This window comes from Plantactinospora sp. KBS50 (assembly GCF_002285795.1).
GTDB lineage: Bacteria > Actinomycetota > Actinomycetes > Mycobacteriales > Micromonosporaceae > KBS50.
The window spans coordinates 2,872,332-2,894,846 of the sequence record NZ_CP022961.1 but is presented as its reverse complement, the minus strand read 5'-3'; the positions used below and the strand labels follow the sequence as shown (position 1 = coordinate 2,894,846).

At 71.8% G+C, this 22,515-nt stretch carries 25 protein-coding genes; 13 read left to right on the top strand and 12 right to left on the bottom strand.

Features of this window, described 5'->3' with window-relative positions; genetic code table 11:
• The first annotated feature begins 101 nt into the window (after window positions 1-101).
• From CIK06_RS12845 to CIK06_RS12820, 6 genes are all read left to right on the top strand, one after another.
• The gene (locus CIK06_RS12845; RefSeq protein WP_095565030.1) at window positions 102-1,391 is read left to right on the top strand and encodes an alpha/beta hydrolase-fold protein; all 1,290 of its coding nucleotides are present in this window, start codon (window positions 102-104) and stop codon (window positions 1,389-1,391) included.
• A 30-nt stretch (window positions 1,392-1,421) separates the two neighbouring features.
• The gene (locus CIK06_RS12840) at window positions 1,422-2,186 is read left to right on the top strand and encodes an SGNH/GDSL hydrolase family protein (protein ID WP_095565029.1); all 765 of its coding nucleotides are present in this window, start codon (window positions 1,422-1,424) and stop codon (window positions 2,184-2,186) included.
• 57 nt (window positions 2,187-2,243) lie between these two features.
• The gene (locus CIK06_RS12835) at window positions 2,244-2,666 is read left to right on the top strand and encodes an SRPBCC domain-containing protein (protein WP_157756735.1); all 423 of its coding nucleotides are present in this window, start codon (window positions 2,244-2,246) and stop codon (window positions 2,664-2,666) included.
• Window positions 2,667-2,951: 285 nt separating this feature from the next.
• On the top strand, window positions 2,952-4,439 hold the full coding sequence (locus CIK06_RS12830; RefSeq protein ID WP_095565027.1) for an NCS2 family permease: 1,488 nt from the start codon (window positions 2,952-2,954) through the stop codon (window positions 4,437-4,439).
• 50 nt (window positions 4,440-4,489) lie between these two features.
• Complete coding sequence (locus CIK06_RS29330; RefSeq protein ID WP_157756734.1) at window positions 4,490-5,110, top strand: hypothetical protein; 621 nt, start codon at window positions 4,490-4,492, stop codon at window positions 5,108-5,110.
• Window positions 5,053-5,505: a hypothetical protein gene (locus CIK06_RS12820; protein WP_095565026.1), complete on the top strand. Its 453-nt coding sequence runs from the start codon at window positions 5,053-5,055 to the stop codon at window positions 5,503-5,505. Before CIK06_RS29330 ends, CIK06_RS12820 begins: the two co-directional genes overlap by 58 nt.
• Here CIK06_RS12820 and CIK06_RS12815 read toward each other — a convergent pair.
• On the bottom strand, window positions 5,492-6,145 hold the full coding sequence (locus CIK06_RS12815; protein ID WP_095565025.1) for a pyridoxamine 5'-phosphate oxidase family protein: 654 nt from the start codon (window positions 6,143-6,145) through the stop codon (window positions 5,492-5,494). The two genes, CIK06_RS12820 and CIK06_RS12815, sit on opposite strands and share 14 nt — an antisense overlap.
• On the bottom strand, window positions 6,142-6,492 hold the full coding sequence (locus CIK06_RS12810; RefSeq protein WP_095565024.1) for an MmcQ/YjbR family DNA-binding protein: 351 nt from the start codon (window positions 6,490-6,492) through the stop codon (window positions 6,142-6,144). Before CIK06_RS12810 ends, CIK06_RS12815 begins: the two co-directional genes overlap by 4 nt.
• A gap of 135 nt (window positions 6,493-6,627) precedes the next feature.
• Here CIK06_RS12810 and CIK06_RS12805 point away from each other — a divergent pair, with 135 nt between their 5' ends.
• A complete protein-coding gene (locus tag CIK06_RS12805) occupies window positions 6,628-7,239 on the top strand; it encodes a maleylpyruvate isomerase family mycothiol-dependent enzyme (protein WP_095565023.1) in 612 nt (203 codons plus the stop codon).
• Here CIK06_RS12805 and CIK06_RS12800 read toward each other — a convergent pair.
• Window positions 7,236-7,970, bottom strand: coding sequence for an alpha/beta hydrolase (locus tag CIK06_RS12800; protein WP_095565022.1), 735 nt, complete (start codon window positions 7,968-7,970; stop codon window positions 7,236-7,238). The genes CIK06_RS12805 and CIK06_RS12800 overlap by 4 nt on opposite strands.
• Before the next feature lie 611 nt (window positions 7,971-8,581).
• Here CIK06_RS12800 and CIK06_RS12790 point away from each other — a divergent pair.
• On the top strand, window positions 8,582-8,962 hold the full coding sequence (locus CIK06_RS12790; RefSeq protein ID WP_095565021.1) for a PPOX class F420-dependent oxidoreductase: 381 nt from the start codon (window positions 8,582-8,584) through the stop codon (window positions 8,960-8,962).
• A gap of 39 nt (window positions 8,963-9,001) precedes the next feature.
• Here CIK06_RS12790 and CIK06_RS12785 read toward each other — a convergent pair whose 3' ends face one another.
• The 4 genes from CIK06_RS12785 to CIK06_RS12770 form a co-directional block, all read right to left on the bottom strand.
• On the bottom strand, window positions 9,002-9,439 hold the full coding sequence (locus tag CIK06_RS12785) for a DUF6228 family protein (RefSeq protein ID WP_095565020.1): 438 nt from the start codon (window positions 9,437-9,439) through the stop codon (window positions 9,002-9,004).
• A gap of 166 nt (window positions 9,440-9,605) precedes the next feature.
• A complete protein-coding gene (locus CIK06_RS12780) occupies window positions 9,606-9,974 on the bottom strand; it encodes a hypothetical protein (protein ID WP_095565019.1) in 369 nt (122 codons plus the stop codon).
• Window positions 9,971-10,579, bottom strand: a complete 609-nt coding sequence (locus tag CIK06_RS12775) for a TetR/AcrR family transcriptional regulator (RefSeq protein ID WP_198348228.1) — start codon at window positions 10,577-10,579, stop codon at window positions 9,971-9,973. Before CIK06_RS12775 ends, CIK06_RS12780 begins: the two co-directional genes overlap by 4 nt.
• Window positions 10,572-11,399, bottom strand: coding sequence for an alpha/beta fold hydrolase (locus CIK06_RS12770; RefSeq protein ID WP_095565018.1), 828 nt, complete (start codon window positions 11,397-11,399; stop codon window positions 10,572-10,574). The genes CIK06_RS12775 and CIK06_RS12770 overlap by 8 nt, the downstream gene beginning before the upstream one ends.
• Window positions 11,400-11,518: 119 nt before the next feature.
• Between CIK06_RS12770 and CIK06_RS12765 the strand changes: the two genes are divergently transcribed.
• The gene (locus tag CIK06_RS12765; protein WP_095565017.1) at window positions 11,519-12,133 is read left to right on the top strand and encodes a YdeI family protein; all 615 of its coding nucleotides are present in this window, start codon (window positions 11,519-11,521) and stop codon (window positions 12,131-12,133) included.
• Window positions 12,134-12,201: 68 nt separating this feature from the next.
• Here CIK06_RS12765 and CIK06_RS12760 read toward each other — a convergent pair whose 3' ends face one another.
• Window positions 12,202-12,687: a DUF1622 domain-containing protein gene (locus CIK06_RS12760; protein WP_232534183.1), complete on the bottom strand. Its 486-nt coding sequence runs from the start codon at window positions 12,685-12,687 to the stop codon at window positions 12,202-12,204.
• Window positions 12,688-13,060: 373 nt separating this feature from the next.
• Here CIK06_RS12760 and CIK06_RS12755 point away from each other — a divergent pair, with 373 nt between their 5' ends.
• From CIK06_RS12755 to CIK06_RS12745, 3 genes are all read left to right on the top strand, one after another.
• Window positions 13,061-14,158 (top strand): sugar ABC transporter substrate-binding protein, encoded by a 1,098-nt coding sequence (locus tag CIK06_RS12755; protein ID WP_095565015.1) that lies wholly within the window; start codon window positions 13,061-13,063, stop codon window positions 14,156-14,158.
• A 114-nt stretch (window positions 14,159-14,272) separates the two neighbouring features.
• Complete coding sequence (locus CIK06_RS12750) at window positions 14,273-15,226, top strand: ATP-binding cassette domain-containing protein (RefSeq protein ID WP_095565014.1); 954 nt, start codon at window positions 14,273-14,275, stop codon at window positions 15,224-15,226.
• Window positions 15,223-16,503, top strand: a complete 1,281-nt coding sequence (locus CIK06_RS12745; protein WP_232534182.1) for a sugar ABC transporter permease — start codon at window positions 15,223-15,225, stop codon at window positions 16,501-16,503. Before CIK06_RS12750 ends, CIK06_RS12745 begins: the two co-directional genes overlap by 4 nt.
• A gap of 175 nt (window positions 16,504-16,678) precedes the next feature.
• Here CIK06_RS12745 and CIK06_RS12740 read toward each other — a convergent pair whose 3' ends face one another.
• Genes CIK06_RS12740 through CIK06_RS12725 form a run of 4 tightly spaced genes read right to left on the bottom strand, consistent with a single transcriptional unit; the run spans window position 16,679 to window position 21,402 of the window.
• On the bottom strand, window positions 16,679-18,157 hold the full coding sequence (locus tag CIK06_RS12740) for a mannitol dehydrogenase family protein (RefSeq protein ID WP_095565013.1): 1,479 nt from the start codon (window positions 18,155-18,157) through the stop codon (window positions 16,679-16,681).
• Window positions 18,154-19,047, bottom strand: coding sequence for a carbohydrate ABC transporter permease (locus tag CIK06_RS12735; protein ID WP_095565012.1), 894 nt, complete (start codon window positions 19,045-19,047; stop codon window positions 18,154-18,156). The genes CIK06_RS12740 and CIK06_RS12735 overlap by 4 nt, the downstream gene beginning before the upstream one ends.
• Window positions 19,044-20,009 carry a carbohydrate ABC transporter permease gene (locus tag CIK06_RS12730; RefSeq protein WP_095565011.1) on the bottom strand — a complete coding sequence of 322 codons (966 nt, stop codon included), beginning with the start codon at window positions 20,007-20,009 and terminating at the stop codon, window positions 19,044-19,046. The genes CIK06_RS12735 and CIK06_RS12730 overlap by 4 nt, the downstream gene beginning before the upstream one ends.
• Before the next feature lie 28 nt (window positions 20,010-20,037).
• Complete coding sequence (locus CIK06_RS12725) at window positions 20,038-21,402, bottom strand: sugar ABC transporter substrate-binding protein (RefSeq protein ID WP_095565010.1); 1,365 nt, start codon at window positions 21,400-21,402, stop codon at window positions 20,038-20,040.
• Window positions 21,403-21,560: 158 nt separating this feature from the next.
• Here CIK06_RS12725 and CIK06_RS12720 point away from each other — a divergent pair, with 158 nt between their 5' ends.
• Window positions 21,561-22,511 (top strand): sugar-binding transcriptional regulator, encoded by a 951-nt coding sequence (locus CIK06_RS12720; protein WP_198348227.1) that lies wholly within the window; start codon window positions 21,561-21,563, stop codon window positions 22,509-22,511.
• The last annotated feature ends 4 nt before the right edge of the window (window positions 22,512-22,515 follow it).

The following is a 22,515-nucleotide window of genomic DNA, read 5'->3' as shown; positions in this document are numbered from 1 at the left end:
GGGGTTCGGTTTCGAAAACTACCGACGGTACGGTGTTGATCGCGATTCGGGTTTGCGGAAGTGTGATCGAAGACTCACCGGCGCCGGAAGGGACCACCGTGATGGAAACCAGCCCTCGCATCGCCCGGCTCCTGCGCGACCTGTCCACCGGCCGCGACCAGGCGTTGGCCGAGTTCTGGCGGGAGCTGGCCGTCGCCGGCACACCCCTGGTGGAACGGGTCGACGCGGACAGCGCCCTGGTCACCTTCCTGTGGCGCGGCGAGGCGGCGCAGACCGTGACCGGGTGGGGCGTGGACGTGCGGCTGACCCGGGTGCCGGGCACCGACCTCTGGTACGGGTCGCAGCGGCTGCCGAGCGACCTGTGCACGCTGTACTACCTCCGGCACGGTGCCGAGCGGATCCCCGGCGACGCCCGCGGCACCGGGCCGACCCACGTGGACCCCCTCAACCACCATCCCGTCCGGTTCCCGCGCGACCGGGCCGACCCGTACGACCAGGACTGCTGGGCCTCGCTGCTGGAGCTGCCCGCGGCGCCGGCGGACCGGTGGAGCCGACCCCGTCCCGGCGTGCCGCGCGGCACGCTGCTGCGGACCACCCTGCGGTCCCGGGCGCTCGGCGGGCACCGGCGGATCGCCGTGCACCGTCCGGCGGGCCGGCCCCGGGGGCCGCTGCCGGTGCTCGTCGTCTTCGACGGGCACCTGTCTCACCAGATGCTGCGCATTCCCACCATCATGGACAATCTGCTCGCAGCGGGTCGGGTGCCGCCGACCGTCACGCTGTTCGTCACGGCACCCAGCGGGCTGCGCCGGTTCCGCGAGCTGCGGCCCGGCGGCGCCATCCGCACCTTCGTGCTCCGGGAGCTGCTGCCCTGGGCGCAGCGGCGGTGGCAACTGACCGCGGACCCCCGGCAGCGCGTGATCGCCGGCTCGTCGCTCGGTGGCCTGGCCGCCGCGTACCTCGGGCTGACCGCGCCGGAGACCTTCGGCGGCGTCCTCGCGCAGTCCGGCAGCTTCTGGTGGCCGGCGCCGCCGGACGCCCCCTTCCCGCGGGAACCCGAGTGGCTGACCCACACCTACGCCGGACGGCCCGCCCGGCCGGTGCGCTGGTACCTGGACGTCGGCGACCGGGAGACGCACAGCCCGCGGGCGGACGGTCTGGACCAGCTCGCGGTGAACCGGCGGTTCCGGGACATGCTGCTCGCCCGGGGACACGAGGTGACGTACGCCGAGTACCGCGGCGCGCACGACTACGTCAACTGGCGGCGCACCTTTCCGCACGGGATAGCCGCACTCCTCGGCGCCCCGGCGCGGCAGAGCACCCCCACCGCCGTACCGCTCGCGGCCCCGGCGCGCGACCGCGCGCCGGCCGGCGCCACCCCCGCGGTGGTCTGACCAGGGCATCAGCGCCTACCCTCGGGGTCCATGTGGCACCGGTACGTCGCCATCGGCGACAGCACGACCGAGGGGTTGGACGACCCGGACGGCGCCGGCGGCTACCGCGGCTGGGCGGACCGGTTCGCCCTCGCGGTCGCCGCGACCCAGGGCGGCCTGGAGTACGCGAACCTGGCCATCCGGGGACGCACGGCCGGCCAGATCCGCGCCGTGCAACTGCCGGTGGCGCTGCGCCTCGCCCCCGACCTGGCCACCGTGGTGGCCGGGATGAACGACGTGCTGCGACCCTCGTTCGACGCCCGCGCGGTGGCCGCCGACGTGCAGACCATGCAGGAGGCCCTGGTCGACCTGGGCGCCACGGTGCTCACGTTCACCCTGCCCGACCCCGTACCCGTGATGCCGATCGCCCGCCCGTTGCGCGGCCGGGTGCTGGCGCTCAACGAGGAGCTGCGCCGGGCCACCGCGCGGACCGGGGCCACGCTGCTGGACCTCGGGGCGTACCCGGTGGCCTCCGATCCCCGGCTGTGGAGCGACGACCGGCTGCACGCCAACCCGGCCGGGCACGCCCGGATCGCCGCGGCGCTGGCGCACACGCTCGGGCTGCCCGGCGCGGACGGCACCTGGTCCCGGCCGCTGCCGTCGGCGCCGCGGCGGCGCCGGGCCGAGGTGGTCCGCGCCGAGCTGGCCTGGACCCGCCGGCACCTGCTGCCCTGGCTGCTGCGGCAACTGCCCGGCCGGTCCATCGGCGACGGCCGGATCGCCAAACGCCCCGTGCCGCTACCGGTGGGCATATGATCGATGGACGTCCATGAATATCATCCCGGAGTCCAGCGTCGGACGACTGGAGGACCCTTGCTCGAATTCACCCTCGCGATGCCGATACCCGCGCCACGGCAGCGGGTCTGGACGGCCTGGACGCACCCGGAGTCGCTGGCCGACTGGTTCTGGCCGACCCGCTTCAACACCGTCGCCGAACTCGACCTGCGGCCCGACGGCCGCTACCGGATCTCCGGCCCCGGCGGCGGCATCGCGGTCGCCGGCGTCTACCGGGACGTCGACCGGCCCGACCGGCTGGCCTTCACCTGGTGCTGGGACGGTGAGGCACAGGAGACCTTCGTGACGGTCCGGCTGCACCCGCTCGCCACCGGCACCGAGGTGTCGGTGTGCCACCGCGGCTTCGTCGAGGAGTCCGACCGCGCGAACCACGTCGACGGCTGGGAGGCGTGCCTGGACCGGCTGCGCGAGGACGTCCGGCGCGACCCGCTCTGGGACTGACCCGCAGGCTCCCGCGGCCCGCCCGCCCGCCGGGCGCCCCGGCCGGGCCGGCGGACATGCGCGACATCACTCCCGGGCGCGCCGCTCGCGGGCAGCTCAGCCCCACCCCGGACCGGTACGGTAATCCTCGCGGTGGCCGCCGTCCGACCGATCGCCGCGCGGCGCCGGGCAGGTCCGCCCGGCGCACCCGTCCCGACGTTCTCCGGGCCAACCGAATCGGGACGGGTCACCCCTCGCGCCCGGCCGGGCTGCCGGCGGGCCAACCCGGAACGGAGCACGTCGCGCATGAGCACAGCGACCGAGGACACCTCCCTGCCCGCAAACCCACCGGAACCGGTCGCGGACAGCGCCCTCGACCGGTTCTTCGAGATCACCCGCCGCGGTTCGACCGTCCGGCGCGAGGTGGTGGCCGGCATCACCACCTTCGCGACCATGGCCTACATCGTCGTACTCAATCCCCTGATCATCGGCACCGCGCCCGACAAGAACGGCACGCTGCTCGGCATCGCCCCGGTGGCCGGGGTCACCGCGCTGGTGGCCGCGGTGATGACGATCCTGATGGGCGTGGTCGGCAAGGTGCCGTTCGCGGTGGCCACCGGGCTCGGCCTGAACGCCTTCGTCGCCTACAGCGTCGCCACCCAGATGAGCTGGGCCGAGGCGATGGGACTGGTGGTGATCGAGGGTCTGATCATCGCCGTCCTCGTGGTCACCGGTTTCCGGCAGGCCGTCTTCCGGGCCATCCCCGCCGAACTCAAGGCCGCGATCGCCGCCGGCATCGGGCTGTTCATCGCGATCATCGGCCTGGTCGACGGCGGGCTGGTCCGGCGCATCCCGGACGCCGCGGGTACGACCGTCCCGGTGCAGCTCGGCAACGACGGCACCCTGCGCGGCTGGCCCGTACTGGTCTTCGTCATCGGGCTGCTGCTCACCGGCGCCCTGGTCGCCCGCCGGGTACGCGGCGGCATCCTGCTCGGCATCCTGATCACCACGGTGATCGCGGTGATCGTCGACCGGGTCACCCAACCCGGCCCGGCCTTCGTGGACGGCCAGCCCAACCCGACCGGCTGGCAGCTCAACGTACCGGCCCTGCCCGACCCCCTGGTCAGCGCGCCGGACCTGCACCTGGTGGGCAACGTGTCGTTCACCGCGTTCGCGAACGCCGGCGTGATGACGGCCCTGCTGCTGGTCTTCACCCTCGTGCTGGCCGACTTCTTCGACGTCATGGGCACCACGGTCGGGCTGTCCCGGCAGGCCGGGTTGGCCACCCCCGAGGGCGACATCCCCCGGCTCGGTCGGGTGCTGTTCGTCGACGGCGCCGCCGCCGTGGCCGGCGGTGCCGCCAACGCCTCCTCGGCGACCACCTACATCGAGTCCTCGGCCGGCATCGCCGAGGGCGGTCGCACCGGCCTGACCAACGTGGTCACCGGCGTGCTGTTCCTCGGCGCGCTGCTGCTCACCCCGCTGGTGTCGCTGGTGCCCAGCGAGGCGGCGGCACCAGCGCTGGTCATCGTCGGCGCGCTGATGATCCGACAGGTGCGGGACATCGACTTCACCGACGTCGGGGTGGCGATCCCGGCGTTCCTCACCATGGTGCTCATGCCGTTCACGTACTCGATCACCAACGGCATCGGCGCCGGCTTCCTGAGCTGGGTGGTGATCCGGGTGGTCCAGGGCCGTGCCCGGCAGATCCATCCGCTGCTGTGGGCGGTGTCCGCCGCGTTCCTGATCTACTTCGGCATCAACGCGGTGAAGGCGCTGACCGGGGTCAACTGACGTCTCCGGTCTCGGCGCCTCCGGGCGGCCCGGCCGCCACGGCCGACGCGGTGGCCGCCCTGGTCGAACTGTTCGGCGACGAGCAGCTGCGGCAGTGGAGCGGCTTCCGGGAGGTCGGTGCCGTCTACCTGCTGCCCGAGGACGAGGTTCCCGCCGAGTCGATCGCCGTCGTGCGGCAGAGCCTTCCCGACTCGATCGAGGTGACCAGCCCGCCCGCACACTTCCGTGGCCTGCCGTTCGGCTGCGCAGCCGTCGTCGAGCGCGGGGCGGGCTACTACTCGCCGGCCGCGCTGCGGACCGCCGTGCTGCGGTCACTGTCCACCCGCGACGGCCGTGTGACCCTGCACCGGCGGCACGCTGTCGCGGTGACCGGCGATCCGGCCGTGTGCCTCACCGACGGCGTCACGCGCAAGTACGACGCCGTTGTGCATGCCCGGCAACCGGTGCCGCGGCAGTCGACTCGTATCATCCCTCCGAGCGGCTGGCGTTGCGGCCGGTCGCCGGCACCGGGCTCTACACGTTCGCCGGGGGCAGCGGCAGCGCGGCAAAATCCGTTCTCGCCACGTCGCGGACCGCCGCGACCGGGCTGCTCGGCATCTGACAAGGGGATGACGTGTCCGACGATTTCGGCTTCCTGCACGGCACCTGGTCGGTCCACAACCGGCGGTTGAAGCGCAGGCTTGTAGGCAGCACCGAGTGGGAGGAGTTCACCGGGACCTCGACCGTCATCCCGGTGTTCGGCGGCGCCGGCAACGTCGACGAGATCGACTTCGGTGGGGACCGGGGCCGCGGCCTGACCTTGCGGCTCTACGACACCGAGGCCGGGACGTGGTCGCTGCACTGGGCCCACGACGCCGGCGGCCGGCTCTTCCCGCCGATCGTCGGCACCTTCACCGGTGGCGTCGGGACGTTCTACGGCGACGACGTCGAGGGCGGCACGCCGGTGACGGTGCGGTTCGTCTGGTCCGGGATCGGCCCGGCGACGGCGCGCTGGGAGCAGTCCTTCTCGGCCGACGGCGGCGAGACCTGGGAACTGAACTGGATCATGGAGTTCACCCGGCTCTGACCCGCTCGAGTACGTGCGGGGGTGGCGGGACGGGCGGGGTGAGCGCGGGGTCGGGAACGGGCTCCTGCCACACCGTGCGCAGCGGCAGCTCGCCCGCCCACAGGCCCAGCGCGGCGTCGGGGGAATCCGCGTCGTCCGGCGGCCCACCCCGCATCTTGACCGAGGCCTCGGCGAGGGGGACCGCCAGCATCGTGGTCGCGGCCAGCTCCTTGCGGCTGGGCCGGCGGGCATAGTCCCACTGGCCCGGGGTGACGTGCTCGCTGACGATGCGCAGGGCGTCGAGTTTCTCCTGCGGATCGGCGAGGACCCGGGGCGTCCCGTAGATCATGGCGCTGCGGTAGTTCACCGAGTGCTCGAACATCGACCGGGCCAGCACCACGCCGTCCACCACGGTCACGGTGACGCAGACCGTCGCCTCGGGCCGGGACAGCGACCGGCTGGCGACCGAACCGTGCAGGTAGAGGTGGTCGTCGTCGAAGCCGTAGACGGTGGGCACGACCATGGGGGCGCCGTCTACGGTGACGCCGAGGTGGCAGACGAAAGCCGCCCGCAGCACGGCGAAGAGATCCTCGCGCGCCGCCCGGCCCTTCTCCTTGCCCCGCCGCAGCGTCGTGCGGGGCGTGGCCGACAACTCGCTCATCTGCTCCGGAGCCTCTCCTGCTCAGCGGCCAGCCGCTTGGGCACGACCATGCACCACGCGTCGAAGACGATCTCGCGCAGCTCGGGAACCTCGAGGGCGGCCATCCGGGCCTGCACCCACTGGAAACGCTCGTCCACCTTCTCCGGTGGCAGGAACTTCGCCGGATCCGACGCGACCAGGGCATCGCGCTCCACCTTCGGGAAGGCGAACCCGATGATCGTCTCGTCCCGCGACAGTGCCACGTAGACAATGCGGCCGACCCGAAACTTGATCCTGTCCCGGATCAGGTGCTCCTCGCTGCGCGGCAGTTCGAGGGCTGCGGCTCGGACGTCATGCACGCTGGCCACCGCGCCATCCTACCGGCAGCCCGCGCAGCTGGTCCCGCTCGTCGGGCGTGTAGGCGTCGGCGAGGGCGTTCTCCACCGCGAGTGCTGCGGTGTCCGCGAGCGATGAATTCCGCCGACTCCGTCGGTCCAACTCACATGACCGACCAGATATTCGCCGCCCGCAAGAAGCTGGCCGACGATCTTGCCGACCTGACCGAGGCACAGTGGGCCGCCCCGTCGCTCTGCGAATCCTGGACCGTCGAGGAGACGCTGGCGCATCTGACCTCGGCCGCGCGCATGACTCCGTTGCGGTGGATCCGCAGTATGGTCGCGGCCGGGTTCCGCGCGGACGTGCACAACCGGCGCCGCCTGAACGAGCAGCTCGGTGCGACGCCCGCTGAAACGCTTGCAAAGTTCCGGGCAGCCATCCCTGCCACCACCTCGCCTCTGGGAGACCCCGCCGCATGGCTGGGCGAGATCGTCGTGCATGGCCAGGACATCCGCCGCGCGCTCGAACTAGATGCTGGGCCATCGGTCGAGCAGGCCACCACCGTGGCCAGGTTCTTCGTCTCCAAGAACTTCGCCGTCAACAGCCGCAACGTGGCCAAAGGCCTGCGGTGGGAGGCGATCGACGGGCCGTTCCGCAGTGGTGACGGTCCGGTTGTCCGGGGAAGGACGGAAGCGTTGGTGATGATTCTCGCGGGCCGGCGTACCTACCTTGCAGACGTCGCCGGCGACGGCGTCGAGACGGTGAGCGCCCGCATCTAGCGCAGATGCCGGGCGAAGAACCCGGCCGCGTCCTCCCCCGCGAACTGCGGGACACCGGTGTGTCCGCCCATGTTGGCGTGCAGCGTCTTCTCCCTGGAGCCGAAGGCGTCGAACAGGTCCAGTGCCGCCTGCCGGTCGTTCCCTTCGTCATCCCACTGCAGCAGGACATGCAGCGGAATGGTGACCTGGCGGGCCTCCTCGAACATGGCGCGAGGCACGAAACTTCCGGCGAAGAAGCCGGCGGCCACGATTCGCGGCTCGACCACCGCGAGTCGAATGCCGACGGAGATCACTCCCCCCGAGTACCCGGCCGGGCCGCCGATCTCGGGCAGCGACAGGAGGGCGTCCAGGGCCGCCTGCAATTCCGGGACCGCCTTGTCGACGAGCGGGAGGACGAGTGCGTCGATGATCTCGTCGCTGACCGGCTCGCCGGCCTCCCGCGCCCGGCGCAGGTCGGCGCGGGCCTGCTCGGCTGCGACCCAACGGGGCCGGTCACCGTTGCCGGGGAGCTCGATGGTGGCCGCGGCGAAGCCATCCGCCGCGCAGCGCCGGGCGCGCGCCACCAGACGGGGGTACATCTTGCGCAGTCCGAGCGGGGGATGGCCGAGCAGGATCAGCGGGACCGGTGCGGATGCGGATGCGGGCGTCCACAGGATGCCGGGGATGTCGCCGAGGGTGAATTCGCGTTCGAGGACGCCGCCATCGAGGCGCTGTTCAGTAGTGAACCGCATGGTCGTGCCTTTCGGGAGGGCTCGTGAACGGCGCTCCCGGACGACCTACCGCCCGACCGTGACCCCAGAGGGGAGCACCCATGTCGAAACGTGCACGGGTACCACCTCCTCGGTCTCTCGCACGGCCTCCCGAAAATTAGCAGCGGCCGCTGTGATCCGCCAACGTGTTTCCGCGGAGGCTCCGTGGCCGGATGCCACGGACGGGCCGCGTCGATCCCTCTGCGGGACTGGCCGACACGGACCTCGCGGTGGCGCGCCGATGGATCGACCAGCCGAACAGCGCCGGATGATCGAGGGCGCTCTTCTTCCGCGACCCCGGTACCACCCCTTGCTGTCCTTCCTCTCGGAGTCGGCGCAATTGGGAGGCGGGGACATTTGTCCAGGACGGCGTCCGCGGCGGCGTCAACGTCGAGGCCATCGGCGGGCACCTCATCATCCAGCACTACCGCGAAACGAGCACCCCTGCGGTGAGGCGATGGCGGGAGCGTCGAGACCACCGTGCGGGACAGCGCGTGGCCCGGTCGGCCGGCACGAAGTCGTCGACCACCGGAGACGTACGAGGAGGCGACCTTGCGGGCGCGAGCCTGGGCACGGCTCGGTACGCTGGCACGATGACCGTGCCCGACGAGATCGCCCATAGCCGGTACGTCAGCCTGACCACCTGTCGCAAGGACGGCACCCCGGTGGCCACGCCGGTCTGGCATGTACCGCGAGATGCTGAGCTCTGGATCGTGACCGAAGCGGGCTCGGGCAAGGTCAAGCGGATCCGGAACAACCCGCAGGTGCGTGTGCAGCCGTGTTCCTTCCGCGGGACGGTGGCGCCGGGTGCGCCGAGCGTGACGGGAACGGCACGGTTGCTGGACGACGACGGGACGGCGCAGGCCCGGCAACTGTTGGCCCGCCGGTACGTCACGTCACGGGCGGGGAACTGGTTGGCTCGCCTGCTGCGGCTACGCCGTCCCCCGATGGTCGGCATCGTCGTGTCGTTCTGACTCGGAAGTGGCGGCGCCGGTGCTTCTGGCCCAAGCACTCTACGAGACCAACTCGGCAAGTTCGGCGACGAGACGTCGCATGTCCTCGCCGCTGTCGAGGGTCACCACGACGGACGCTTCCCACGCTCCTGGTTCGTAGCCCTGGGGACCCCGGATGACGAAGCGGAGACTGACGTGACCGCGTCCGTCGTGGGTGGCGTCGATACGAAGGTCCCGTTCGAGTGACTGCCAGGTACGCACGCCATCCCAGCCGTGGAACGACTCGGCCAGCGAGTCCGCCCAGGCCACGATCCCGTCACCGTCGAGGGTCCGAACCGAGGTCACCGCGTCTACGCCGACATCGTCCAGCTCACACCGGAGATCGAGTACCAGGTCATCCCAGGGTCTGTGGGGACAATGCAGGCGTACGGATCCCCGGCCCGGTTCGGCAGAAATCTCGACGCCATCATCCAACTGCCTGAGCACGAGGCAGAGCATGCCAGTTGTTTGAGCCCGACCGCACGCTGACTTCCGCCGCACGGCAGCAGCTCACCCGGTTCACCTCCCGGCCGCCAGGTGTACGGCCGCGTGAGCGGCGGGCCGCGCTCTGCGGATGGCTCCTGCGTGCGCAGCCTCCTCGACCCACACGGTCCTGCGAGGATCTTCAGTGCCGCAGTAGCCAGCGCCATCGGGGTTGCTCAAGCCATATCGCCGTTGCGGCCAGCGCGGTCGAGACGATCGCGGCCCATGTGGGCCACGCGAACCACGGCGCTACGGCCGCCGCGGCGATTTCGAGGAATGCGAGCACGATCATCGCCGCGCCGGGAATCGCGACCGGCGGATCGAACGGGCGGTCGCCGGGCGTCCCGAAGATGGCAGGCAGTCCGATCAGCACGGCCAGGGCCAGGAGCGCGACGGCCCAGTTGACCCGGTACAGCGCCCACCCGGTCGCCGTCCAGCCGATCAGCTCGGTCAGGAACCGTATCCCGGAGCCGACGGTGGAACGGTTCGGTGAGTCGGCTGCCTGGATCATGTTCCGACCCTGGTGTGCGGCGACGCGCTCTCGGGCGCGTCGGGGGTTTCGGCCCGCAGGCCGGCGATGACGGTGTCGACGAGGAACCGGTAGCTGTCGGCGGGGTCGCGCTGCAACTGGAAGGCGCCGCCGATTTCGAGGCCGACGAAGCCGTGGATGATGGTGCGCAGTGCGCGGACCGCGTCGATGGCCCGCTCGCCGGTCAGTTCGAATCCGGCGACCGCGTCGAACAGGATCCGCACGGCTTCGTCGCCCACGGCCAGGTACTCCGCGTCGTCCGGATCCGGCGCGCGGACGGTGGCGGCGTAGCGGCCGGGGTGATCCAGGACCCACCGCCGATAGGCGTCGGTTATCGCGCGTACCGCGTCCGGACCGGATCGGCCCACGGCCGCGCGGGCCAGGACGGCGCCGATGTCCCGGGTGGCCTGCAGACCGATGCCCCGCTGGACCGCCTCCAGCGACTCGACGTGCTTGTACAGCGAGGGGGTGCGCACGCCGAGCCGCTCGGCCAGCAGGCCCATGGTCAGGCCGGGGAGGCCGACCTCGTCGGCGAGGTCCGCGCCGGCCGCGACGACCGCGGCCAGGTTGAGCCCGGCCCTAGGCACGGACGGACGCCAGGAACGACAGGATGAGACCGACCACCTTGGCCGGGAACTGGACCTGCGGGTAGTGGCCCGCTCCCGGGATCACTTCGAGGCGTCCGACACCGGCCGGCAGTGCGGCCACCACGGCCTCGCCCTCGGCCAGCGGATCGCCCCAGTCGGGGTCGAGCGTCCCCATCACGACCAGCACCGGGCGGTGCACGTTGCCCAGTTGGGCGCCCGCGTCGGCGGCGCTGTTCATCTGCTTGCGCAGTGCCTTCATCCGGCCCGGCTCGCGCAGCATGGCCTCGGTGCGATCGAGGCTCGCCGCCCAGTCGGCCGGCCGAGGGTCCGGGGTGGCGATCTCCAGGTACCTCCGCCACTGCCGCCTGCTGCCGAACAGCGCGACGGCGGAGATGGCCAACGCTCCCCTGCGGTAGCGGGACCTGCGCAGATCGCCCAGCGCGTACTCCACCTTGCGGGTGAAGGGCGCCAGCTCGACCACGGCGGTCACGAGCGAGGGCGCCTTGGCCGCCACGATCGTCGCGGCACCGCCCGAGATCGAGTGGCCGACCAGCACCGCCGGGCCGCCGAGGTGCTCGATCAGTGCGATCAGGTCGTCGGCGATGTCGGTGCGCGTGTAGGACGGCCAGGTCGCGCTCGACTCGCCGCTGCCGCGCAGGTCCACCGTCGCGACCCGATGTCCGGCCGCCACCAGGTCCGGCACCACGAACCGGTAGGCATCCCGGCTCTGGCCGATCCCATGGACGAGCACCATCAGCGGTCCGGCGCCGGACACCTGGTAGGCGATGGTGCCGCCGTCGACGTTCAGGAACTCGGTCATCTCCAGCCTCCATAGCTAACGTGATTAGCTAAAAGCTAATCCGATTAGCCGGCGGTGTCAAGGAAGGCCCGCCGCGGACCGGACGGTCGCCGCCACGGCGTAGCGATAGCCTGCCCACCATGGTCAGCGCCGAACTGGATGAGTTGATCGTCGCGGACGCCGCGGCGCTGCGTACGTGGTTGTCGGCCAACCACGACAGCTCGCCCGGCGTCTGGCTCGCCCTGACCAGAAAGGGTGGCACCGTCACCACGCTGACCTGGCAGCAGGCGGTCGACGAGGGCCTGTGCTTCGGCTGGATCGACGGGCAGGCCCGCAGGCGGGACCAGGAGACGTCCTGGATCCGGTTCACCCCGCGCCGTTCCCGCAGTTCCTGGTCGCAACGCAACGTCGCGCACGTGGCCCGGCTGGAGGCGCAGGGACGCATGCTGCCCCCGGGCCGCGCCGCCGTGGACGCCGCGAAGGCCGACGGGCGATGGGCCGCCGCCTACGCCCCACCCTCGCAGGTCGAGGCACCCGCCGACCTCCTCGCCGCCATCGCCGCCGATCCCGCCGCCCAGGCCATGTTCGACGTGCTCACCAGGACCAACCGGTTCGCGATCGTCCACCGCCTCAACGCCGTCAAGCGGGCCCAGACCCGCGAGCGGAAGATCGTCGAGTACGTCGCCATGCTGGCCCGGCACGAGACGATCTATCCACAGAAGGCCAGACCCTCGAACCCGCCGTCGTCGTCGTAGTCGAACGCGCCGGGCCGCCGTCGAGCGGGCGGGCGCACGGTACGTCGTCGCCGGGCGGTCGTGGGCGCTCAGCCCTGGCCCGTGCCGGCGCCGGGAGGGGCGGGATCGTGCCCGTCGGGATCGTGCCCGTCGGGATCGTGTCGGGTGGACTCGGGTCGGGCGGACTCGGGTCGGCCGCGGGCGGCCCGGGCCATCGCCTCCGGGCCGGTGACCAGGGCGCGCCGCCACGGCGCCACCCCCTCGATCTCGATCTCCAGGGAGAAGCTGAGGAAGGTCCTGATCAACACGATCAGGCCCAGGCCGGCCACGTTGGCCAGGCTCGGCGACACCCCGACGGTCCGGATGAGGTCGGCGGCGACCAGCACCTCAAGGCCGAGCAGCAGGACGCCACCGAAGGTCTGCCGCAACGTCCGGTAGCCGGCCCGGCCGCCGCGGTTGCGCCAGGCACGACCGGCCGCCACCGCCGACCAGACCAGACCGAGCACGAGTACGCCGGCGCCGATCAACTCGAACGCCCGCGCCGCCCGCCCCAGGAGCTCGGTGATGCCCTCCACCTGGCGAACTATGCCAGGTGTTGACGTATCGCGTCCGGGCATTGACGCTGAGCAACGGGACATGCCGGCGTGGGCTCCGCACGGCCGGCCGGGACCGCCGCGACGGCGGGACCCGGCGCCGCGACCCGGCGCCGACATGGTCGATGGGTACGGCTTGATTGAGCGCTCAGATCGCAGAGGCGTCGAATCGTGACCAACCTGTATCACGGTCGCATCTAGCCAGACATCACTTGATCCAAATACCTTGACAGCCACGACTTCAGTCCAGTGGCTCGGGTGCGGTCCACAGCGGAGTGGCCGGAACCGGGTCCGCAGCGACGCCACGTTCCGGCGGCGGGCTGCCCCCTTTGCACCGACGTGTGGAGGACTTGAGATGCGGATCAGACAACTCGGCGCCGTGGCCGTGGCGATGGCCAGCGCGGTGGCGCTGGTGGGATGCGGCGACTCCAACGGCTCCTCGGGCGACGACTCGGGCGGCTCGGGGAAGGTGGGCGTCATCCTTCCGGACGCCACGACCTCGCCGCGGTGGGAGGCCAACGACCGGCCGCTGCTGAAGAAGGCGTTCGACGCGCTGAGCATCGAATCGGACATTCAAAACGCCAACGGGGACAAGGCCAAGTTCGGTTCGCTCTGCGAGAGCATGATCAACGCGGGCGTCAAGGTCCTGCTGATCACCAACCTCGACTCGGAGACGGGCGCCGCGTGCCTGAAGAAGGCGCAGGCCGCGGGCGTGAAGACGATCGACTACGACCGGCTCACCCTGGGCGGCGAGGCCTCCTACTACGTGTCGTTCGACAACGTGCAGGTCGGCAAGCTCATCGGCGAGGGTCTGAAGACCTGTCTGGACAAGGCCGGCAAGAGCACCGCCAACATCGTCTACATCAACGGTGACCCGACCGACAACAACGCGGCGCTGTTCAAGCAGGGCTACGTCGAGGCGCTCCAGCCGCTGATCGACGGCGGGCAGTACAAGCTGGTCGGTGACCAGACCGGCAAGTGGGACGCCACCGTGGCCGGCACCACGTTCGAGCAGCTCTTCACGCAGAACGGCGGGAAGATCGACGGTGTGGTGGCCGCCAACGACACGATGGCCGGCGGCGTGATCGCCCGGTTGAAGGCCAACGGGCTCAACGGCAAGGTCCCGGTGACCGGGCAGGACGCCACCAAGGAGGGCCTGCAGAGCATCCTTGTCGGCGACCAGTGCATGACCGTCTACAAGGCGATCAAGAAGGAAGCGGACGCCGCGGCGCAGTTGGCCAGCGCCCTGATCAAGGGTGAGGACGCGGCGAGCGTGGCGAGCGCGACCGTCAAGGACACCGTCCTGAACAAGGACGTCCCGTCGGCCCTGCAGACCCCGCAGGCGATCTTCGTCGACAATGTCAAGGACGTCATCGCCGACGGATACTGGACCAAGGACGACATCTGCACCGGCGACTTCGCCAAGGCGTGCGGCGAGCACGGCGTCTCCTGACCCGTCCCGCCCCGCCGCCTCACCGGCCGGTGGTCCCCCGCACCGGGACCGCCGGCCGGTGAGTGCGCCGGGCGGTTCGCACGTTCGCTCCCACTACGCGTCCCCGAGGTGAGCATGACGACTCCGGATACCGCCGCGTCCGCCGTGGACGCCCCACCGGCCGAGCCGGGGGCGTTGCTCTCGTTGCGCGGCATCAACAAGAGCTTCGGTCCGGTGCACGTGCTGCGGGACGTCGACCTGGACGTCCACGCGGGCCGCGTCACGGCGCTGGTCGGCGACAACGGGGCCGGCAAGAGCACCCTGATCAAGGGCCTGGCCGGGATCCACACGTTCGACTCCGGCCGGTACCTGTTCGACGGCCGCCAGGTGCACGTTTCGACGCCCAAGCAGGCCAACGCGCTGGGCATCGAGGTCGTCTATCAGGACCTGGCGCTCTGCGACAACCTCGACATCGTGCACAACATGTTCCTCGGCCGGGAGCTGACCAGCCGGGGGGTGCTGGACGAGGCCGCCATGGAACAGCGGGCCACCCAGACGCTGGAGAGCCTGTCCGTCCGTACCGTGGTGTCGATGCGGCAGTTGGTGGCCAGCCTCTCCGGCGGGCAGCGGCAGACCGTGGCCATCGCCCGCGCCGTGCTGTGGAACTCGCGCCTGGTGATCCTCGACGAGCCGACCGCCGCCCTCGGCGTGGCGCAGACCGAGCAGGTGCTCCGGCTGGTGCGCCGGCTGGCCGACCACGGTCTCGCGGTGATCCTGATCAGCCACAACCTCAACGACGTGTTCGCGGTCGCCGACGACATCGCGGTGCTGCACCTGGGCCGGATGGCGGCGCAGTTGCCGGCCGACGGGGTCAGCCAGAACCAGATCGTCGAGCTGATCACCACGGGTGGCTCGGCCGCGCGGGGTGCGGCGGCGCCCGGGGCGGACCGGCGATCCGGTACGGCGCCGCGGCGGGATGCCGCGGCCCCCTCCCCCGGCGATCCGGACCCGGACGGCGCCGCGGGGTCGACCGACGCCGGAGCCGAGCCGGGCGAGGACAGCCCGCGCGAAGGAGAGGCCGAGCAGTGAGCGCATCCACGCTGACCGAGGACCGCGAGACCACGCCGGCGCCGAAGCCGGGCAACGGGTCGCAGGGCGTCCGCGCCGCCGTCACCGACTACCTGGCCCGCCTGCGCGGCGGCGACGTGGGCGGCCTGCCGGCCGTCCTCGGGCTGGTCGCCCTGGTCATCGTCTTCACGGCGCTGCGACCGAACACGTTCACCAACGCGTTCAACTTCGCCAACCTCATCAACCAGGGCGCGGCCGTCATCGTCATCGCGATGGGCCTGGTGTTCGTGCTGCTGATCGGCGAGATCGACCTGTCGGCCGGGTACGCCGCCGGCACCGCCGGCGGGGTGATGAGCCTGCTGCTGCGCCAGCACCCGGCGCTGAACTGGTGGCAGGGCGTGCTGATCTGCCTGGCCACCGGCGCGGTGATCGGTACGCTGCTCGGCCTGCTGGTGGCGCGGCTGGGCATCCCGTCGTTCGTGGTCACCCTGGCGGCCTTCCTCGGCCTGCAGGGGGTGATGCTGAAGCTGATCGGCGAGGGCGGCACCATCCCGCTGCGCGACCCGGTGCTGCTGCGGGTGATGAACAGCAACCTGCCGGTCTGGCTCGGCTGGGCGCTCATGGTCCTGGTCGCCGCCGTGTACGCGGTGGTGACGCTGCGCCGCGTGCTCACCCGCCGGGCGGGCGGCCTGCACAACCAGGGCATCACGGTCTGGGCGCTGAAGGTCGCCGCCGTCGCGGTGATGCTGGCCCTGCCCACGTACTACCTGAGCATCGAACGCAGCCGCAATCCGGCGGTCACCTCCATCAAGGGCGTGCCGTGGGTGGTGCCGGTGCTGATCGTGCTGCTCGGCGGCCTGACGTTCCTGCTGTCGCGTACCCCGTTCGGCCGGCACGTCTACGCGGTCGGCGGCAACGCCGAGGCGGCCCGCCGGGCCGGCATCAACGTGCCGCTGGTCCGGCTGATCTGCTTCATCGCCTGCTCGACCCTGGCCAGCATCGCCGGGATCCTGCTGGCCAGCCGGGACAACTCCATCTCGCCCAGCTCCGGAGGCTCCTCCACGCTGCTGTACGCCGTCGGCGCGGCCGTCATCGGCGGCACCAGCCTGTTCGGCGGCAAGGGCCGGATCGCCGACGCCATCCTGGGTGGTCTGGTGGTGGCGATCATCGCGAACGGGATGGGTCTGCTCAACCAGAGTTCCGCGGTCGTGTACATCGTGACCGGCCTGGTCCTGCTGGTGGCGGCGAGCGTGGACGCGATCTCCCGGCGGCGCGCGGCCAGCACCGGCCGGGTCTGAACCCGCCGACCCGCCGGGTCTGAACCCGCCGACCGACCGGGTCTGACCCCCGGACGGATCGGACACCCCCGACCCGCCGGGGTTGGACCCGCGTACCGGTCGCGGCTGAACCGCCGGCCGGGCGCGACGATCGGGCGGATCCGGCCCGGAGCTGCGGTTCCGGGCCGGATCCGGGTCAGTCCCGGTCGACCAGGTCCCGCAGCGTGGCGCGGGCGCCGCGGCCGTGCAGCGAGGCCAGGGTCTCGCGGTAGGCCGCGACGAAGCGCTCGTGCGTGATCAGGTCGCCGAACAGCTCCGGGTCGGCCAGGAAGGCCAACGGTTCGGTGCGCTGGCGGCGGGCCGCCGTGGTCAGCCGGTCCCGCAGCCGGTCCACCACCTCGATCGGCCGGCCCTGCTCGTCGACGCCCTCGGCGTACCGGGCCCAGCTCGCCACCACGGCCGCCGCGCGGTGGACCTCGCCGCCGTGCGTCAGGTTGTGCCGCACCACCGGCAGCAGCCACTTCGGGATCCGGTCGGAACTCTCGGCGCAGAGCCGGGCCACGGTGTCGCGCACCCCGGCGTTGGAGAACCGGTCGAGCAGGCTGCGCCGGTACTCCGCCAGGTCCACCCCGGGCACCGGCGCCAGCGTGGGGGTCGCCTCCCGCTCCATGTACGAGCGCAGGAAGTCGGCGAACAGCGGGTCCTGTGCGGCCTCGTGCACCAGCCGGTAGCCGGCCAGGTGGGCGAAGTAGCACAGCGCCTGGTGGCTGGCGTTGAGCAGGCGCAGCTTCATCAGCTCGTACGGCTCGACGTCGGCCACCAGTTGCACGCCGGCCTCCTCCAGCGGTGGCCGGCCGGCCGGGAAGTCGTCCTCCAGCACCCACTGGGTGAACGGCTCGCACACCACGGGCCACCGGTCGGCCACCCCGAAGCGGCGCCGCACCTCGGCGATGTCCTCCTCGGTGGTGCCCGGTGTGATCCGGTCGACCATGCTGTTGGGGAAGCTGACGCGCTCGGCCGTCCAGTCGCCCAGGTCCGGGTCGCGCAGCCGGGCGAAGGCCACGAAGCTGCGCCGCGCGGCGTCGCCGTTGCCCTGGATGTTGTCGCAGGACATCACGGTGAACGGGGCCAGCCCGCGCTCCCGGCGCCGCGCGAGCGCCGTGGTGACCAGCCCGAACACGGTACGCGGTGGGGCGTCGGCCGGCAGGTCGGCGGCCACGTCCGGTTGGCCGGCGTCGAACTCGCCGGTGACCGGCGAGAAGTTGTAGCCGCCCTCGGTGACGGTGAGCGAGACGATCCGGGTCCGGGGGTCGGCCAGCCTCGCCAGCACCGCCTCCGGGTCGTCCGGGGCGAGCAGGTACTCCCGGATGGAGCCGATCACCCGGGCCGCCAGGGTGCCGTCCGGCGCCTTGGTCACCAGCGTGTACAGCCCGTCCTGGGCGACCAGCGCGTCCCGCATCCGGCGGTCGCCGGGCAGCACCCCCACCCCGCAGATCGCCCAGTCCAGGGCGCGGCCCCGCGCCATCAGCCGGTCCAGGTACATCGCCTGGTGCGCGCGGTGGAAGCCGCCCACGCCCAGGTGCACGATCCCGGTCCGCAGCCGGTCGCGGTCGTACCCGGGCACGGGCAGCGCGGACCGTAACCCGCCGAGCGTGCCGGCGCGCAGCGGGGTCACTTCACCGCGCCCAGCGACAGGCCCTGGACCAGCCGGTCCTGGGCGGCGAACCCGGCCACCAGGACCGGCAGCGACACCACCACCGCCGCGGCGCACACCTTGGCCAGGAAGAGGCCCTGGCTGGTGACGAAGCCGGTCAGGTACACCGGCGCGGTCTGCGCCACGGTGCCGGTCAGCACCCGGGCGAACAGCAGTTCGTTCCAGCTGAAGATGAAGCAGATCAGCGAGGTCGCCGCGATGCCGGGCATGACGACCGGCGCCACCACGGCGCGCAGCGTACGGGTCAGCCCGGCGCCGTCCATCGCCGCGGCCTCCAGCATCTCCACCGGCACCTCGGCCAGGAAGGAGCGCAGCATCCACACCGCGATCGGCAGGTTCATCGAGGTGTAGAAGACGATCAGCAGCCAGATGTTGTCCAGCAGACCGACCTGCTGGGCGAACAGGTAGACCGGCAGCAGGCCGGCCACCACCGGCAGCATCTTGGTGGACAGGAAGAAGAACAGCACGTCGGTCCAGCGGCGCACCGGGCGGATCGACAGCGCGTACGCGGCGGGCAGGGCCAGCAGCAGCACCAGCCCGGTCGACAGGAGGCTCGCGGTCAGCGAGTTGGCCAGCGACGGCCACGGGCTCGCCCCGCTGGAGACGCCGAAGAAGTCCCGGTAGCCCTGCAGGGTGAGCGGGGCGGCCAGCGACGGCGGGTTGGTGGCCGCCGCCGGCTCGCTGTGCAGCGAGGTCAGCAGCATCCACAGCACCGGCAGCACGAACAGGATGCCGACCAGCCAGGCGACGATGCTCAGCAGCAGGCCACCGCGCTCGCGGCGGCGCCTGCGTGGGGCTCCGGAGCGGGTCCGGGTCGCCGGCACGGGCGCGATGTCGGTGATCGAACTCATCGGGCGCTCTCCTCCCGGAACAGCGTGGACACGGTCCGCAGCGCGAAGGTGGCGATGACGATCGTGCCGATCACGACCACGACCGCGGCGGCCGAGGCCCGCCCGTAGTCGTGGGCGGTGTAGAAGATCTGGTAGATCGTGTAGGGCAGGTTGGCCGTGCCCAGCCCGCCGGAGGTGATCGTGAAGACGGCGTCGAAGTTCTGCACCACGTAGATCGAGCCGAGCAGGCCGCCCAGTTCGAGGTACTGGCGCAGGTGCGGGAAGGTGATGTGCCGGAAGATCTCCCAGCCGGTCGCCCCGTCCATCCGGGCCGCCTCGACCACGTCCAGCGGCCGGCTCTGCAGACCGGCCAGCAGGATCAGCATCATGAACGGGGTCCACTGCCAGACCAGCGCGGCGATCACCGCCGGCAGCGGCATGCTGGAGATCCAGTCCGGCTGTGGCGGGCGGTCCGCGCCGAACAGCCGCCACAGCGCGGTCAGCGCGCCGTTGAACAGGCCGTACCCGGGGTTGTAGAGCGCGTGTTTCCACAGCAGTGCGGCCGCCACCGGCACCACCAGGAACGGCGCGATCAGCATCGTGCGCACCGCGGCACGGCCGCGGAACCGGCGGTCCAGCAGCAGCGCGATCAGCAGGCCGAGGACGAGGCTGACCAGCACCACCGCGACGGTCAGCACGATCGTGGTGAGCACCGCGTTGCGCATGTTGACGTCGGTGAACACCCGGCGGAAGTTGTCCAGGCCGGCGAAGCGGCGCTCCTGCGGGTAGTACGCGTTCCAGTCGGTGAACGAGATCACCAGCGTGGCCAGGAACGGCAGCTGCGTCACGACGATCAGGAAGACGAGGGCGGGCAGCATGGGCGCCCGGCGTACCCACTGCGCCGCGGCCCGCGGCCCGCCGGAGCGGGCGGCGGATGCCGGACGCTGGCGCCGGTCGCTGGCCTCCTCGACGACGACACTCATGGTGTTAAGCCCTCCGTTGGCCGGTCCGCTACTTGTTCGCCCGGGACTGGTACCGCTCGGCGACGTCCTCGGCCAGCCGCTGTCCCTTGTCGAGGGCGGCCGGCACGCTCTGCCGGCCGGCGATCGCGGAACTGACGTCCAGCGAGACCTGGGTGGCCAGGTCGGTGAACTCCGGGATGTCGACGAACTGGATGCCGATCGCGGGCCGGGGCTGCACCCCCGGGTTCCGCGGGTCGGCGCTCTCGATGGCCCGCCGGGTGGGCTCGGCGAACGCGCCCGCCTCGGCCAGGTAGCGCGGGTTCTGGTACGTGGAGGCCCGCTTGCCGGCCGGCACCCGGGACCAGCCGAGCCGGGTGCCGACCAGTTCCTCGTACTGCCGGCCGGAGGCCCAGGAGATGAACTTCCAGGCGTTGTCCTTCTTCTGGCTGGCCTGCTGGATGCCCCACGCCCAGGCGTACAGCCAGCCGGAGCTGCGGGTGCGTTGCACGGGCGCCGGCGCGTACCCCATCAGGCCCCTGACCGGCGAGTCGGCGGCCTCCAGCGAGCCGGCCGCGGAGGTGGCGTCGTACCACATGGCGGTGTTGCCCTGGACGGTGTTGTTGAGGCACTCGGTGAAGCCGGCCTGGGCGGCGCCGGCCTCGCCGTGCGCGCGGACCAGGTCCACGTAGAACCGGGTGGCGGCGCGGAACTCGGGGGCGTTCACCCGGGGCGTCCAGTCCTGGTCGAACCAGGTGCCGCCGAAGGTGTTGACCACCGTGGTCAGCGGCGCGAACAGTTGGCCCCAGCCCGGCTGCCCGCGCAGGCAGATGGCCCGCATCCCGGGTTGGGCGTTGTCGATGGCCGCGGCGATGTCCGCCACCTGCTGCCAGGTGGGGTTCTCCGGCATGGTGATCCCCTTGGCCGCGAGCACGTCCTTGCGGTACATCAGGAACGAGGACTCGCCGTAGAACGGCTCGCCGTAGATCCTGCCGTCGTCGGCGGTCAGCGACTGGGTCATCGGCCCGAGCACGTCGTCCTGGTCGAAGCCCGGGTCGGCCGCGAGGTACCCGTCCAGCGGCGCGATCCAGCCGCTGCGCGCGTAGATCGGGATCTCGAAGTTCGACAGCGAGGCGACGTCGTACTGCCCGGCCTGGCTGGAGAACTCCTGGCTGATCTTGTCGCGGACGTCGTTCTCCGGCAGCACCGTGAAGTTGACCTGGATGCCGGTCTCCCGGGTGAAGTTGTCGGCGGTCAGCCGTTGCAGGTCCACCATCTGCGGGTTGTTCACCATCAGCACGTTGATGCTGCTGCTACTGCCGCCGCTGACCCCGCCACCCCAACCGGCGCAGCCGGTCAGCACCAGCGAGGTGAGCACGGCGAGCGGGACGATCCGGACGAAGTGCCGTCGAGCCATCGCTGCCTCCCGGAGCGGCCGGCGGCCCCGCCGGCCCTGCACAGATGAGCGGCCTGTTGCTCATCCGTAGTCTGCGGGCCGGGCGTCGGGGCCGTCAACGGCGCGTGCCACAATGGGCGGTGGACCGCTCATATGAGCGGTCGGAGGGAGCACGGTCGATGTCCACGCCGTTCGCCGGCGGTCCGGCGGAGCTGGTCCTCACCGCCGCGGTGGCCCGGCGCTACTTCCTGGACGGCCGGTCCAAGGTGGAGATCGCCGAGGAGTTCCAGCTCAGCCGCTTCAAGGTGGCCCGCCTCATCGCCAGCGCGCGGGCCAGCGGCATCGTCCGGATCGAGGTCGGCTACCCCGGCGCCATCGACGTCGAGCTGTCCGCCCGGATGCAGCGGCGGTTCGGGCTGCGGCACTGCGTGGTCGTGGACACCGGCGACGACGCCGACCCCCGGGGACAGCTCGGCCGGGCCGCCGCGGACCTGCTCAGCGAGATCGTCACGCCGGACGACGTCCTCGGGCTGGCCTGGTCGCGCGCCGTGGGCGCGATGACCGCCCGGCTGCGCTCGCTGCCCACCGTGCCGGTCGTCCAGCTCACCGGATCGCTGGCCGAGCCGGACCTGGACGACAGCTCGGTGGACCTGGTCCGGCAGGCGGCCCGGGTCTCCGGCGGCCCGGCCCACTACTTCCACGCCCCGCTGGTGGTGCCCACCGCGGCCACCGCCCGGGCGATGCGCAAGCAGCCCGAGATCGCCCGCGCGTTCGCCCGGTTCGGGGCGATCACCACGGCGGTCGTCGGGATCGGGCTCTGGGCGCCGGGGCAGTCGACCATCTTCGACGCGGCCAGCGACCGCGACCGCCGGCTGGTGGCCCGGCTCGGCGGCCGGGCCGAGATCTCCGGGGTCATCATCGACGCGGACGGCACCCCGCTGCGGGCCAACCTCACCGACCGCATGATCGCGATCTCCGCCGCCGAACTGGGTCACGTCCGGGACGTCGTCGGCATCGGGTACGGCGTACCGAAGGCACCCGCCGTGCGGGCGGCGCTGCGCAGCGGCCTGCTCAGCGGCCTGGTCACGCACCGCGCCCTGGCCGCCGACCTGCTCGCCGGGGACGGCTGAGCGC

What these genes read in the sequence shown, in the direction of transcription:
- CIK06_RS12765 (WP_095565017.1), top strand. Translation starts at nt 11,519, where the DNA reads ATGGTCAGCGCCGAACTGGATGAGTTGATCGTCGCGGACGCCGCGGCG.
- CIK06_RS12780 (WP_095565019.1), bottom strand. Translation starts at nt 9,974, where the DNA reads ATGATCCAGGCAGCCGACTCACCGAACCGTTCCACCGTCGGCTCCGGG.
- CIK06_RS12720 (WP_198348227.1), top strand. Translation starts at nt 21,561, where the DNA reads ATGTCCACGCCGTTCGCCGGCGGTCCGGCGGAGCTGGTCCTCACCGCC.
- CIK06_RS12845 (WP_095565030.1), top strand. Translation starts at nt 102, where the DNA reads ATGGAAACCAGCCCTCGCATCGCCCGGCTCCTGCGCGACCTGTCCACC.
- CIK06_RS12830 (WP_095565027.1), top strand. Translation starts at nt 2,952, where the DNA reads ATGAGCACAGCGACCGAGGACACCTCCCTGCCCGCAAACCCACCGGAA.
- CIK06_RS12725 (WP_095565010.1), bottom strand. Translation starts at nt 21,402, where the DNA reads ATGGCTCGACGGCACTTCGTCCGGATCGTCCCGCTCGCCGTGCTCACC.
- CIK06_RS12785 (WP_095565020.1), bottom strand. Translation starts at nt 9,439, where the DNA reads ATGCTCTGCCTCGTGCTCAGGCAGTTGGATGATGGCGTCGAGATTTCT.
- CIK06_RS12750 (WP_095565014.1), top strand. Translation starts at nt 14,273, where the DNA reads ATGACGACTCCGGATACCGCCGCGTCCGCCGTGGACGCCCCACCGGCC.
- CIK06_RS12770 (WP_095565018.1), bottom strand. Translation starts at nt 11,399, where the DNA reads ATGACCGAGTTCCTGAACGTCGACGGCGGCACCATCGCCTACCAGGTG.
- CIK06_RS12735 (WP_095565012.1), bottom strand. Translation starts at nt 19,047, where the DNA reads ATGAGTTCGATCACCGACATCGCGCCCGTGCCGGCGACCCGGACCCGC.
- CIK06_RS12840 (WP_095565029.1), top strand. Translation starts at nt 1,422, where the DNA reads ATGTGGCACCGGTACGTCGCCATCGGCGACAGCACGACCGAGGGGTTG.
- CIK06_RS12805 (WP_095565023.1), top strand. Translation starts at nt 6,628, where the DNA reads ATGACCGACCAGATATTCGCCGCCCGCAAGAAGCTGGCCGACGATCTT.
- CIK06_RS12730 (WP_095565011.1), bottom strand. Translation starts at nt 20,009, where the DNA reads ATGAGTGTCGTCGTCGAGGAGGCCAGCGACCGGCGCCAGCGTCCGGCA.
- CIK06_RS12790 (WP_095565021.1), top strand. Translation starts at nt 8,582, where the DNA reads ATGACCGTGCCCGACGAGATCGCCCATAGCCGGTACGTCAGCCTGACC.
- CIK06_RS12755 (WP_095565015.1), top strand. Translation starts at nt 13,061, where the DNA reads ATGCGGATCAGACAACTCGGCGCCGTGGCCGTGGCGATGGCCAGCGCG.
- CIK06_RS12800 (WP_095565022.1), bottom strand. Translation starts at nt 7,970, where the DNA reads ATGCGGTTCACTACTGAACAGCGCCTCGATGGCGGCGTCCTCGAACGC.
- CIK06_RS12815 (WP_095565025.1), bottom strand. Translation starts at nt 6,145, where the DNA reads ATGAGCGAGTTGTCGGCCACGCCCCGCACGACGCTGCGGCGGGGCAAG.